Source organism: Mycolicibacterium confluentis (genome assembly GCF_010729895.1).
GTDB lineage: Bacteria > Actinomycetota > Actinomycetes > Mycobacteriales > Mycobacteriaceae > Mycobacterium > Mycobacterium confluentis.
The window spans coordinates 3,180,300-3,192,408 of sequence record NZ_AP022612.1; the positions used below are offsets into that span (position 1 = coordinate 3,180,300).

Consider the following 12,109-nt stretch of genomic DNA (forward strand, 5'->3'; position numbering starts at 1 on the left):
TCAAGCCACCGGACAGGTGCTGGCCGCGGCGCGCAGTCGATCCGCCGAGGCCCCATCGACGCTCAGGCCGTAACCGCGCAGCACCTCGGCGAACTGCACCGCGTACTGACACCAGAACGCGGTGTTGGGCGGCATCCAGACCGCCGGCTCGGAGTCGCTCTTGTCCTGGTTGGCGCCGCCCGCGACGGCCAGCAGGTTGGCGGGGTCGTTGGCGAACCGTCGCCGCAGATCCTCCGGCCAGGCCCGAGCCCCCATGTCCCAGGCCAGGGCCAGCGGGACGATGTGGTCGATCTGGACCGAGGCCCCGATCTGGTTGCCGCGCACGAAGGCCACAGTCGCGTTGGTGTAGGGGTCGTACAGCGTGCCGGTGGCCACGGCCGTGGGACAGCGTTTGATCGCCACAAAGGTCTTGTCGACCAGATCGCGGTTCAGGATGTCGTTTCGGGTGTCACAGCCGTTGCGCCCACCGGGGGCGTCGGTGTCGTCGGTCCACGAGTCGCCGAACGCCGCGCGGTGGTAGTCGTAGCCGCGGATGCGCAACGGCACCACTGGGATTCCCGCCAGGATGTCGACGCCGGGGGCGACCGTCGGCGGACCCTCGGCCTGCGCCACGGACTGGGACCGCTGCCCCACCCCGGCGACCGTCGTCACGGCGACCACGACGGACAGCACCGCCACGGCCACGAGCCAGAGCAGTTTTGCCCGGGTCACGACTTCTCCATGTAGACGATGCGTTCCCCGGTGAACCATGCCGCCAACTGGGCCATCCCGGGATCGTCGGGAATCATCTCGTAGGCGTTCATGCAGAAGGCCCGGGCCTCCTCGATGATGTCGCGGTGTTCGATCAGGGACAGCAGCCGCAGACCGAACGCGCGGCCGGACTGGTTGCGGCCCAACACATCTCCTTCACGACGCTCCAGCAGGTCCAGATCTGCGAGCTCGAACCCGTCGAGGGTGGAGGCCACGGCCTTCAGGCGCGTCGCGGCCTTGGACCCCTCCGAGAGCGACGTCACCAGCAGGCACAGGCTCGGATGCTGGCCGCGACCGATTCGGCCGCGCAGCTGATGCAGCTGGCTGATGCCGAACCAGTCGGCGTCGTAGACCACCATCACCGTCGCGTTCGGCACATCGACGCCGACCTCGATCACCGTGGTGCACACCAGCACATCGATCTCACCGGCGCGGAAGGCCGCCATCACGGCGTCCTTCTCGTCAGACGGCAGCCTGCCGTGCATGAGGCCCAGGCGCAGACCCGCCAACTGTCCGGCCTTGAGCCTGCCGAAAAGCTCGACGACCGAGGTGGCCTTGCGACCCGACTGGTCCTGACCGGCCTTGTCGTCCTCGTCGATGCGCGCGGTGACGACGTACGCCTGCCGTCCGCTCGCCACCTCCTCGTGGATCCGCGCCCAGGCCCGGTCCAGCCATTTCGGCTTCTCGTTCGCGAAGATCACGTTGGTGGTGATCGGCTGGCGACCCCGCGGCAGTTCGCGCAGCGTCGACGTCTCGAGGTCGCCGTACACCGTGAGCGCCACGGTCCGCGGAATGGGCGTGGCGGTCATCACCAGCAGGTGCGGTGTGGTGCCTTCGGGAGCCTTCGCGCGCAACTGATCCCGCTGTTCGACGCCGAACCTGTGCTGCTCGTCGACAACCACCATGCCGAGCCGGCGGAACTCGACGACATCCTGCAACAGCGCATGCGTTCCGATGACGATTCCGGCTGCACCCGAAGCGATCTCGTCGCGCGCCGCCCGCTTCTGCGCTGCCGTCATCGATCCCGTCAGCAGCGCCACGCGCGTGGCCTCGTCGGCGCCGCCGATCTCACCTGCCATGGCCAACGGCCCCAGCACCTCTCGCATGGAGCGGGCATGCTGTTCGGCCAGCACCTCGGTGGGTGCCAGCAGGGCACACTGATGGCCCGCGTCGACGACCTGCAGCATCGCCAGCAGCGCCACCACGGTCTTGCCGGAACCGACCTCGCCCTGCAGCATCCGGTTCATCGGACGCGGCCCGGCCAGTTCATCCGAGATGACGTCGAGGACTTCGCGTTGGCCGCCGGTCAGTTCGAACGGCAGGCGGTGGCGCAGTCCGGTGACCAGACCGTCGTGTCCCAGAGGCGCCGACGGCCCGGCTTCCGCCAGTTCACTGTGCCTGCGCTGCATCAGCGCCCACTGCAGACCCGCGGCCTCGTCGTAGCGCAACCGCTCGATCGCGCGGTCGCGTTCCTGCGCGTTCTCGGCCAGATGCACGGCCCGCAGGGCGGCGTCCTCCGACATCAGACCGCGTTGCCGCACAATCGATTCCGGAAGCGGATCCGGAACAGGGTCGAGCACCGCGAGCACCTGCCGGACGCAGGCGTAGATGTCCCAGCTCTGCAGCTTCGAGCTGGCCGGGTAGATCGGGAAGAAGTCGCGCTCGAACACCGAGATGTCGAAGCCGCCATCGGCTTCGGCGGCTTCGGCGATGGAACGAAGCTCCTTGCTGCCCTTGAGCCCCAGCCCCTCGGGGTGGTCCAGCACGAGATAGGCCGGGTGGCTCAGCTGCATGGTCTGCCGGAACCACTTCACCTCGCCGGACAGCATGACCTTGGTGCCCACGATCAGGTTGGGCGCGATCCATTCGGCGTTGAAGAACGTCGCCGTCACCTCGGGCCTGCGCTTGCCCAGCGTCACCACGAGGTACTTGCGCTGACGCTTGCCGGGCTGCGGCTTCATGTCCCTCAGGACATGCTTGGTGATGGTGTCGACGAACGTGACATGCTCGCCCTCTTCGAGGTCGAGAGCCTCGCCCTCGTCGCGGACACTCATGCCCTCGCTGTACTTGCGGGGGTAGTGCCGCAGCAGATCGTCGACCGTGAGGATGCCGAAGGTCTCATCCAGCGCCTTGGCGGCCTTCTTGCCGACGATGAAGTCCAGGCGGTCTCCGAGTGTGGCCACAGCGTTACTCGACTCCGATGATCAGGGCGTCACCGTCGTGCCCGGTGGCGTAGGTGACCACTTCGGTGCCCAGGTGATGCCGGTGCACATGTTCACTGAGCAACACGCCGACCTGTTCGTCGACCCGCGCCCCCATCAGGACGGTGACCAGTTCGCCGCCCACCCCGAGCAGCAGGTCGATGAGCCCGCGGCCCGCGGCGACCACGTCGTGGCGGACCACCAGCACTTCGTCGCCGAAGATCCCCAGCCCGTCGCCCACCCGGCACGGACCAGCCCAGGTCAACGCATCCTCCTCGGCGACCCGCACGGACCCGAACCGGGTCGCGCCCGCCGCGGCCGCCATGGTGTAGCCGTCGTCGACGGCTTGGCGGGCCCGGTCATGCACCGCCAGCGCCGCCAGGCCCTGCACCATCGAACGGGTGGGAAGCGGCACCACGTCGACGCCCCACCCGATGGCCGCGGTGCACCCTGCGACCAGTTCCTCGGCGGCGACGTAGCCGTTGGGGAGCACCAGCACCGACGCGGCGCCGGTGTCGACGACAGCGCGCAGCAGTTGCCGGGCGCTGACCGAGGGGCCGTCCCCGGCTGGTTGCGTGCGCAGCACCGCGGCGCCCTCGTCGGCGAAGAGGTCCGCCGCACCGTCGCCGTCGACGACCGCCAGCACCGCGCGATCCCGGCTCCAGCCACCCGAACCCGCACCCACCGGCCCGGCCCGCAGCGACGAGATCTGAATGCGGCTGGGGGTTCCGAGGTCCAGCGCGGCCTCGACGGCCGCGCCCGCATCGTCGGCGTGCACGTGCACGGAGTGGCCGACGTCGGGAACCGCGGCGATCACCACCGAGTCGCCCAGGGCCTCGAGTCGCTCGCGCAGCACCTCGACGGAACCCGGTGCACATTCGGACAGCAGGTACATCACCTCGAAGGCGGGAGCGGCCGTCAACGGTGTCTCGGGCGCCTGCCCCTTCGGTTCGTAGCTGCCTCGCTGCGGCGCATGCCCGGTGACGGTCCTGGTCAGTGCGTCCATCAGCACCAGCAGGCCGCGTCCGCCGGAGTCGACGACGCCGGCCTCGGCCAGCACTGCGAGTTGGTCAGGGGTGCGGTCGAGCGCGACGGCCGCCGCCTCGGCCGACGCCAGCACCGCGTCCGAGAGATCACCGCCCTCGGCGACGCAGTGTTCGGCGGCCAATGCGCCGGCCTGCAGCACCGAGACGATGGTTCCGGCGACGGCTTCGCCGCCCATGGCGTCGACCACCAGCGCGACCGCATGCCGCAGCGTCGCCGCGTACAGGCCGGCATCAACCTCATTCACGTCGCCGCCGGTGTCCGCCGCCGCCGAGTCGAGGACGTCGGCGAAGGCACGCAGGATCTGCGACAGGATCACGCCGGAGTTGCCGCGCGCCCCATGCAGCGCCCCGGCGGACAGCGCGCTGGCCATGGCCACGAGGTCCTCGCTGCCGACCGCGTCAGCCTGCTCGAGCGCCGAACGCATGGTGAAGAGCATGTTGGTGCCGGTGTCCGCATCGGCGACGGGGAAGACATTGAGGCGGTTGATCTCGTCGGTGTGCGCGATGAGGTCACTGACGGACGTGTGCGCCCATACTCTGAGGGCGGCGCCGTCGAGTCGACGATCCGACATCAGTGCCCCTTTCTCGCCGCCCCACTGCGGGCGCAAGCCTAGTCGGCGTCGCCGACATGAGTGTTCGACGCGGCGCGACGGAGGCCATTTTGGTGATCGTCGCGATCGTCGGTATCCTGGTCAGGTTGTTGGGTCACCCGTGATCGGTCGTTGGCCCCAGTACTGATGAGCTTTACGTAGAGGAGTGGTGACCATGGCTGCCGTGTGCGATGTTTGCGGCAAGGGACCGGGCTTCGGCAAGTCGGTGTCGCATTCGCATCGTCGGACCAGCCGTCGCTGGGATCCGAACATCCAGGTTGTGCACGCTGTGACCCGCCCCGGCGGCAACAAGCAGCGCATCAACGCCTGCACCTCGTGCATCAAGGCCGGCAAGGTCGTGCGCGGCTGAGCCGAGCGGCTCAGCTTTGGCCTGTGTTTCAGGCCGTACCGGGTCGGGTAGGCAGCGGCAATGACCGCAACTCCTTCCCGACCTGTCACTCTCGTCGCTGCTCTCGCCGCGTCCGGCTTGCTGCTGGCCGCATGTGGGAGCAAGAGCGATTCCGGTGACACCGAAGACACGACCTCGGACACCACCACGACGTCGGTCGAGATGACCGAAACCGAGACGGTGACGACGTCTGTTCCCGTGAACCCGTCGCCGGCCACCGAGAGTCCCATGGCGCCCGCGCCCACAGAGGACGGCGGTGGTTCCGTCGAGATCACGATTCCGTCGCCGCCGGCCATCCCGTCGCCGCCGGCCATCCCCTCGCCGCCGCCGATCCCCGACATTCCGTCGCCGCCGCCGATCCCGGCGATCCCCAACCCGTGACGGGTTAGGGCAGGCGCCAGTCGACCGCTTCAGCGCCGCGGTCGGCGAGCAGTTTGTTGGCGCGACTGAACGGTCGCGACCCGAAGAATCCACGCGACGCCGACAGCGGCGACGGGTGCGGTGACTCGATCACACCGCAGTCGGGTCCGAGCATCGGCTTAAGGGTGGATGCGTCGCGCCCCCAGAGGATCGCCACCAGCGGACCGGGACGCGCGGCCAGGGCCCGGATCGCGCACTCGGTCACGGCCTCCCAGCCCTTGCCGCGGTGCGAGGCCGGCGTGCCGGGACTCACCGTCAGCACCCTGTTGAGCAGCATCACGCCCTGCCTCGACCACGGCGTCAGGTCGCCGTTGGACGGCTTGGGCAGATCGAGGTCGCGCCCGTACTCGGCGAAGATGTTCTCCAGGCTGCGCGGCAGGGGTCGCACCTCGGGGGCCACCGAGAAACTCAGCCCCACGGCGTGGCCAGGCGTGGGATACGGGTCCTGCCCGACGATCAGCACTCGCACCTGATCGAACGGAAAGGTGAAGGCGCGCAGGACATCCGGACCGGCGGGCAGATACCCGCGGCCCTCCGCCAACTCAGCCCGCAGGAATTCCCCCATCCTGCTGACGTCTTCGGACACCGGGGCGAGGGCGTGCGCCCAGCCCTCGTCGATGAGTTCGTTCAACGGCCGCGCAGTCACGAGGCACCAACCTAATTGAAGGATTCCCACCCGCGCGCACCGGACCAGAGAAGACCGTCGACGGTCACCGCCGGCTCCCCCTCGACGACCTCGCCGATGGACCGCCACCCCGGCGGGAGTGCCTGCGGGAAGCTGGCCACCAGGGCGTGGTCCTCACCCCCGCCGAGCACCCAGTCCCAGGCATCCGCATCCGTGACGGCGGCGGCGCCGGCGAGCGCCTCGACATCCGGTGCCAGCCCTGCCGCAGTCAACGCGATCCCGACCCCCGAGGCCGTCGCGATGTGTCCAAGATCTGCCAGAAGTCCGTCGGACACGTCGGTCATCGCGGTGGCCCCCGCCTCCGCCGCGATCTGGCCCTGACCGTAGGGCGGTTCGGGCACCAGATGGCTGCGCACCAGGTCGGAGAAGCCGTCGGCACCGGCGAGCAGCAGTGCATAGCCCGCCGCCGACCGGCCGAGTGCGCCCGCCACCGCGACGGTGTCGCCGGGTCTGGCTCCGCCGCGCGGCACCGCGGCGCGGCCGCGCAGGTCACCGAACACCGTCACCGACACGACCCACTGCGGGCTGGCCACGAGGTCGCCACCGATGATCGACGCTCCCCCGCAGCGCTGGGCCTCAGCCCACATTCCGTCCGACAGCTGCAGTGCCGCGCTGGCGGGGGTGTCCGGTGGTGCACCGAAGGCCACGACGAACGCGGTCGGCTGTGCGCCCATGGCCTCGACGTCGGCGGCGTTCTGGGCGATCGCCTTCCGGCCGATGTCGTGCGGATTCGACCAGTCCCGCCGGAAATGTCTGCCCTCGACGAGCATGTCGGTGGAGATCACGACGCGGCCGTCCGGCGCGGCGAGCACCGCCGCGTCGTCGCCCGGACCGACGAGCACCGAATCGGACAGGGTTCGGCCCGCGACCAGTCGGTCGATCACGGAGAACTCACCCATCTCGTTCAGCGTCGGGTCCAAATCGTCGGGCATCTCACCTCCAGAGCGGGCCTGACTGGTCTGAACACCGCCCCCACCTGCGGTAAATTCAATCAGTCGGCCTGCGCCGCCTCGGTCAGCGGCGCGGAGACGTCAGTGTATGAGACAGGTGAGGAGACATCCGCGTGGTCGAGGCGTTCATGCTGATCCAGACCGAGGTCGGCCGCGCAGAGGTGGTGGCCAAGCAGGTCGCAGCTCTTCCCGGTGTGCTGTCGTCCGAGTACGTCACCGGTCCGTACGACGTCGTGGTGCGTGTGACGTCGGAGACCCTGGCCGATCTGCAGGCCACGGTGGTCACCAGCGTGCAGGCCGTTGAGGGCATCACCCGCACCCTGACCTGTCCGATCGCCAGCGCCTCGGCGTGACCGAGACCGACGGACCGCCGCGGGCGGTGTTCATCGCCGCACTGGCGGTGGCGGTCGCGGCGCTCGTCGGGGTGATCGTGGTGGCGGCCAACCAAGAGCCCGCACCCGTCCCTATCGCGGCTGTGCCCGCCCCGAAAGCCGAGGACCCGGCGTGTGCGGCACTGCTCGCGGCACTGCCCGACAGTCTCGGCGACTACGAGCGCGCCGAGGCCGCACCCCCGGCGCCACCGGGAACCGCCGCCTGGCGGGGCACCGACGAGACCGAACCCGTGATCCTGAGGTGTGGCCTTGACCGTCCCGTGGACTTCGTCGTGGGCGCGCCGCTGCAGATGGTCGACGACGTCAGCTGGTTCCGAGTCGGCGAGGGCGACCGCATCACGTGGTTCGTCGTCGACCGCTCGGTGTACGTGGCCCTGACCCTGCCGCAGAACTCCGGGGCCACCCCGATTCAGGAGATCTCACGGGCCGTCAGCGCGACGCTGCCCGCGCAGGAGATCGATCCCGCACCCGCGCGCTGATGGGCTCAGCCGAGGGCCGCCTTGTTTTACACATCTCGCGAGTGCGACCGTAAACAACCCGGCCCTGGACGAAGGAAGCCCTCAGCGGGCCTCGTACCTCGGCCCGCATCGTCGTCAGCGCGGCTTGTCTGGCGCTGCTCCTCAGCGGGCCTCGTACCTCGGCCCGCATCGTCGTCAGCGCAGGCCCGTCCCCCGGGCCAGCGCCGTCTCCACCATCGTCGCCAGCAGCGTCGGATAGTCCACGCCGCTGGCCGCCCACATCCGCGGGTACATCGAGATCGTGGTGAACCCCGGCATGGTGTTGATCTCGTTGATCACGGGGCCGTTCTCGGTGAGGAAGAAGTCCACCCGGGCCAGGCCCTGGCCGTCGATCGACTGGAACGCGCGGATGGCCAACTGACGGATCTCGTCGGCCACGTCATCGTCGATCTTGGCGGGCACGTCGAGTTCGGCCGCATCCTCGAGGTACTTCGTGGCGAAGTCGTAGAAGCCGTCCTCGCGGCCCCGGACCCCGGCGACCCGAATCTCGCCGACCGTGCTGGCCTCGAGGTGGCCGTCGGGGAACTCCAGCACACCGCACTCGAGCTCACGGCCGACGATCGCGGCCTCGACGATGACCTTGGGGTCATGCTGGCGGGCTGCGGCGATCGCGGCGGGAAGGTCGGCCCACGACGTCACGCGACTCACGCCGATCGAGGACCCCGCGCGTGCGGGTTTGACGAACACGGGCAGTCCGAGGCGCTCGCGCTGTTCGGGTGCCAGCGTGGCCTGATTGGCCCGCAGCACCACCTGCTCACCGATCGGCAGTCCTTCCGACGCCAGCAGCTTCTTGGTGAACTCCTTGTCCATCCCGGCCGCGCTGGCCAGCACACCGGCACCGACGTAGGGCACGCCGGCCAGTTCCAGCAGACCCTGGATGGTGCCGTCCTCGCCGTAGGGGCCGTGCAGGATCGGGAACACCACGTCGACGGACGCCAGGACCGCACCCGCCTCGGAGGCGTCGAGGGACAGCAGTTCGCCGCGGCGGTGCGGATCGGCCGTCAGCGCCAGCGCGGTGCCGGACGCGTCAGTGACCTCGGGAAGTCGGCCGTCGACGATCGCGAGCGTGGCCGGTGTGGCGTCGGAGAGCACCCACCCGCCCTGCGCGGTGATGCCGACCGGGACGACGTCGAACCGCGCCGGGTCGAGATTGCGCAGGATGCTTCCGGCCGACACACAGGAGATGGCGTGCTCACTGCTGCGGCCACCGAAGACGACAGCCACTCGAACACGCTTTTGGACGCTCACAACTCCAAGAGGCTACCGCCCCGGGTCTGACAGGGCGCGCTCGATATCGGCCACCAGGTCGTCGGTGTCCTCGATGCCCGCCGAAATCCGGACGAATCCGTCCTTCACGTCATCACCCCACCGGGCCCGCCGGTCGACAGACGTGTGGATGCCGCCGAAGCTCGTCGCCGCGACCAGCAGTTCACTGCGTTCCACCAGTCGGTGCGCGGCCGCGGTGTCGTCGAGTTCGGCCGAGACCAGACCACCGAACCGCGTCATCTGGGTGGACGCGACCGGGTGCGACGGGTCGCTGGGCAACCCCGGATAGCGCACAGAACGGACCGTGGGATGACTGGCCAGCATCGTGGCCACGGCCTGCGCATTGACACACTGGCGTTCGAATCGCAGACCCGCACTGCCGAGGCTGCGCAGCACCAGCCAGGTGTCGAACGCGCCCAGTACCGCTCCGGACAACAGGCGTTCACGCGCGATCGCCGCCATCACATCCGGTTGGCTGCCCGCGACATAACCCGACAACAGGTCACTGTGGCCCGACAGGGCCTTGGTGGCGCTGGCGACCACGAGGTCCGCGCCGAACGACAGCGGCTGTTGCGCCAGCGGGGTCGCGGTCGTGTTGTCCACCACCAACCGAGCGCCCCTGCGTCGGCAGACCATGCCGAGCTTGTGCAGATCGACGACGTCGAGGCTGGGATTCGCCGGAGTCTCCGCGAGCACCACGTCGGCGTGCTCGGCCTGCTCAAGCATCTCGTGACACGACGCCAGCCGGACGGTGATCCCTTGCGATGCAAGGTATTCGGTTGCATAGGCCCGAACCTGGTAGTAGCCGTCGGCGGGCACCACCAGGACCGAACCCGGCTTGGCCAGGGTCCGCAGCACCGCGCTGATGGCCGCCATGCCGGAGCCGAACACCAGGGCGTCGGTCGCGCCCTCGAGTTGCGCGAGCGCCGATTCCAGTTGGCGCCACGTGGGATTTGAGCTGCGCCCGTAGGTGTCGAGGCCGGCGTCCTCGTCACCGGAGAGGTGGTAGGCCGACACCGGAACCGGCGTGGCCATCACGGGTTGACCTGGAACCGCCTGCGAGCTGACGGCTTTCACCGTTCGGGTCGAGGAACCGTAGGAATCCACCATGCCTCACTCCGGTTTGGTGCTGCGTCCCAGCAGCAGCGCGACTGCCTCGTCCACCGAGAGGCCTCGATGGCACACACGGTGCACGGCATCGGTCAGGGGCATCTCCACGTCATAGCTCGCCGCGAGCGCGAGCACCGACTCGCAGGACGTCACCCCTTCGGCGACGTGGCCGCTGGTGGCCAGTTGCGCGGCCTCGATGGAGTCCCCGCGCCCCAATCGCTCACCGAAGGCCCGGTTACGCGACTGCGGCGAGGAACAGGTGGCCACCAGGTCGCCGACGCCGGCCAGACCGGCCAGCGTCGCACCCTTGGCACCCAACGCGATGCCCAGGCGCATGATCTCGGCCAGTCCCCTGGTGATGATCGCCGCGGCGGTGTTCTCCCCCAGGCCCACCCCCGCGGCCATGCCGCACGCCAACGCGATCACGTTCTTGCAGGCCCCGCCGATCTCGGTGCCGACCACATCGGAGTTGGTGTACGGACGCAGGTATCCGGTGCTCAGGGACCGCTGCAGAGTCACCGCGCGCCCCGAGTCGGTGCAGGCGATGACGGTGGCCGCCGGTTGACCCGCGGCGATCTCACTGGCCAGGTTGGGGCCCGACAGCACCGAGATCTGACCCGCGTCGATGCCGGTGACCTGCGCGATGACCTGACTCATCCGCATCAAGGACCCGAGTTCGATGCCCTTGGCCAGGCTGACCAGCGTGGCGTCCGGCGCGATCAGGGGCACCCACGGTTCCAGGTTGGTGCGCAGCTTCTGCGCGGGCACCGCGAGCAGCACCGTGGTCACACCGTCGAGTGCGGCGGCCGCGTCCGTGGTTGCCGTGATGCCCTCGGGCAGCTTCGCGTCACCGAGATACTCGGTGTTGGTGCGACGGGAGTTGATCTCGTCGGCCACCTCGGCCCGGCGTGCCCACAACCGAACCTCGCCGCCGGCGTCCGCCAGCACTTTGGCCAGCGCCGTTCCCCACGCGCCTGCGCCCATCACCGTCGCCGTACCCACCGTGCTGGCCATAACTCCCTCGTCGACGAGATGCACCTGTTGCATGTGCCCGTCAGCCTAGCGAGGACCGCTGGCAGGATGATCCACATGAGCGGCACGCAGAAGCGCGCGCCGAGCGACGGCTCGGATGTTGCTGACATCGGGCTGGTGATCGCGGTCAAGCGACTCCGAGCAGCCAAGACACGGTTGGCGCCGGTGTTCTCGGCGCAGACGCGCGAGGCCGTGGTGCTGGCCATGCTCGTCGACACCATCGGCGCGGCCACCCAGGTCCCCGCGCTGGCCTCGGTGACAGTGGTCACACCCGATGCCGACGCCGCCGCCGCCGCGACCGGCCTCGGGGCGCGGGTGCTGACCGATCCGACACCGGAGGGGCACGGCAACCCACTGAACAACGCCATCGCCGCGGCGGAGGCCGATCTCTGCACCGAGGTCTCCAATATCGTTGTGCTGCAAGGTGATCTACCCGCACTGCAGCCTCAGGAACTCAGTGAGGCGATCGCGGCGGCCAGGAGACACCCCCGCAGTTTCGTCGCCGACCGGCACGGCACCGGCACCTCTGCGCTCTTCGCGTTCGGAGTGGCGCTGCAGCCCGAGTTCGGCACGGATTCAGCCGCGCGGCATCGCCATTCAGGCGCCATCGAACTCACCGGTGCCTGGCCCGGGCTGCGCTGTGACATCGACACCCCCGACGACCTGATCGCCGCCCGCCGCCTGGGCATGGGGCCGACTACCCGGCGCGCGACAGATCACGCAGGCCGAACTCGCTAGCA

The 12,109-nt window shown here is 69.4% G+C and carries 13 protein-coding genes; 5 read left to right on the top strand and 8 right to left on the bottom strand.

What is annotated here, in order from left to right:
* Genes G6N34_RS14850 through G6N34_RS14860 form a run of 3 tightly spaced genes read right to left on the bottom strand, consistent with a single transcriptional unit; the run spans position 1 to position 4,569 of the window.
* Positions 1 to 711, bottom strand: coding sequence for an HNH endonuclease family protein (locus tag G6N34_RS14850; protein WP_085151559.1), 711 nt, complete (start codon positions 709 to 711; stop codon positions 1 to 3).
* A complete protein-coding gene (gene recG, locus G6N34_RS14855; protein ID WP_085151558.1) occupies positions 708 to 2,933 on the bottom strand; it encodes an ATP-dependent DNA helicase RecG in 2,226 nt (741 codons plus the stop codon). The genes G6N34_RS14850 and recG overlap by 4 nt, the downstream gene beginning before the upstream one ends.
* Positions 2,934 to 2,937: 4 nt before the next feature.
* Positions 2,938 to 4,569, bottom strand: coding sequence for a fatty acid kinase ATP-binding subunit FakA (locus G6N34_RS14860; RefSeq protein ID WP_085151557.1), 1,632 nt, complete (start codon positions 4,567 to 4,569; stop codon positions 2,938 to 2,940).
* A gap of 193 nt (positions 4,570 to 4,762) precedes the next feature.
* On the opposite strand from G6N34_RS14860, the gene rpmB reads away from it, so the two are divergent.
* Positions 4,763 to 4,957 (top strand): 50S ribosomal protein L28, encoded by a 195-nt coding sequence (rpmB, locus tag G6N34_RS14865; protein WP_068250986.1) that lies wholly within the window; start codon positions 4,763 to 4,765, stop codon positions 4,955 to 4,957.
* Between the two features lie 60 nt (positions 4,958 to 5,017).
* Positions 5,018 to 5,377 carry a hypothetical protein gene (locus tag G6N34_RS14870; protein ID WP_133057752.1) on the top strand — a complete coding sequence of 120 codons (360 nt, stop codon included), beginning with the start codon at positions 5,018 to 5,020 and terminating at the stop codon, positions 5,375 to 5,377.
* A 4-nt stretch (positions 5,378 to 5,381) separates the two neighbouring features.
* Here the strand turns inward: G6N34_RS14870 and G6N34_RS14875 are convergent, their stop codons facing one another.
* Positions 5,382 to 6,062, bottom strand: coding sequence for a uracil-DNA glycosylase (locus G6N34_RS14875; protein WP_085151555.1), 681 nt, complete (start codon positions 6,060 to 6,062; stop codon positions 5,382 to 5,384).
* An 11-nt stretch (positions 6,063 to 6,073) separates the two neighbouring features.
* Complete coding sequence (locus G6N34_RS14880) at positions 6,074 to 7,033, bottom strand: thiamine-phosphate kinase (RefSeq protein WP_085151554.1); 960 nt, start codon at positions 7,031 to 7,033, stop codon at positions 6,074 to 6,076.
* A 131-nt stretch (positions 7,034 to 7,164) separates the two neighbouring features.
* Here G6N34_RS14880 and G6N34_RS14885 point away from each other — a divergent pair, with 131 nt between their 5' ends.
* Together G6N34_RS14885 and G6N34_RS14890 are read left to right on the top strand one after the other, a co-directional pair.
* A complete protein-coding gene (locus tag G6N34_RS14885) occupies positions 7,165 to 7,404 on the top strand; it encodes an Lrp/AsnC family transcriptional regulator (protein WP_085151553.1) in 240 nt (79 codons plus the stop codon).
* Positions 7,401 to 7,922 (top strand): DUF3515 domain-containing protein, encoded by a 522-nt coding sequence (locus G6N34_RS14890; protein WP_085151552.1) that lies wholly within the window; start codon positions 7,401 to 7,403, stop codon positions 7,920 to 7,922. Before G6N34_RS14885 ends, G6N34_RS14890 begins: the two co-directional genes overlap by 4 nt.
* 174 nt (positions 7,923 to 8,096) lie before the next feature.
* Here the strand turns inward: G6N34_RS14890 and G6N34_RS14895 are convergent, their stop codons facing one another.
* From G6N34_RS14895 to G6N34_RS14905, 3 genes are read right to left on the bottom strand one after another with little or no spacing between them, the layout of a single operon-like run.
* The gene (locus G6N34_RS14895) at positions 8,097 to 9,209 is read right to left on the bottom strand and encodes a D-alanine--D-alanine ligase family protein (protein ID WP_085151551.1); all 1,113 of its coding nucleotides are present in this window, start codon (positions 9,207 to 9,209) and stop codon (positions 8,097 to 8,099) included.
* Between the two features lie 12 nt (positions 9,210 to 9,221).
* Positions 9,222 to 10,337, bottom strand: a complete 1,116-nt coding sequence (locus tag G6N34_RS14900) for a cystathionine gamma-lyase (protein WP_085151550.1) — start codon at positions 10,335 to 10,337, stop codon at positions 9,222 to 9,224.
* A gap of 3 nt (positions 10,338 to 10,340) precedes the next feature.
* Positions 10,341 to 11,351: an NAD(P)H-dependent glycerol-3-phosphate dehydrogenase gene (locus tag G6N34_RS14905; protein WP_085151859.1), complete on the bottom strand. Its 1,011-nt coding sequence runs from the start codon at positions 11,349 to 11,351 to the stop codon at positions 10,341 to 10,343.
* A gap of 75 nt (positions 11,352 to 11,426) precedes the next feature.
* Between G6N34_RS14905 and cofC the strand changes: the two genes are divergently transcribed.
* A complete protein-coding gene (gene cofC, locus G6N34_RS14910) occupies positions 11,427 to 12,107 on the top strand; it encodes a 2-phospho-L-lactate guanylyltransferase (protein ID WP_085151549.1) in 681 nt (226 codons plus the stop codon).
* Positions 12,108 to 12,109 lie beyond the last annotated feature (2 nt).

Excerpts from the sequence above, each read along its gene's own strand:
- G6N34_RS14860 (WP_085151557.1), bottom strand. The coding sequence starts at position 4,569 with ATGTCGGATCGTCGACTCGACGGCGCCGCCCTCAGAGTATGGGCGCAC.
- rpmB (WP_068250986.1), top strand. The coding sequence starts at position 4,763 with ATGGCTGCCGTGTGCGATGTTTGCGGCAAGGGACCGGGCTTCGGCAAG.
- G6N34_RS14870 (WP_133057752.1), top strand. The coding sequence starts at position 5,018 with ATGACCGCAACTCCTTCCCGACCTGTCACTCTCGTCGCTGCTCTCGCC.
- G6N34_RS14880 (WP_085151554.1), bottom strand. The coding sequence starts at position 7,033 with ATGCCCGACGATTTGGACCCGACGCTGAACGAGATGGGTGAGTTCTCC.
- G6N34_RS14900 (WP_085151550.1), bottom strand. The coding sequence starts at position 10,337 with ATGGTGGATTCCTACGGTTCCTCGACCCGAACGGTGAAAGCCGTCAGC.
- G6N34_RS14905 (WP_085151859.1), bottom strand. The coding sequence starts at position 11,351 with ATGGCCAGCACGGTGGGTACGGCGACGGTGATGGGCGCAGGCGCGTGG.
- cofC (WP_085151549.1), top strand. The coding sequence starts at position 11,427 with ATGAGCGGCACGCAGAAGCGCGCGCCGAGCGACGGCTCGGATGTTGCT.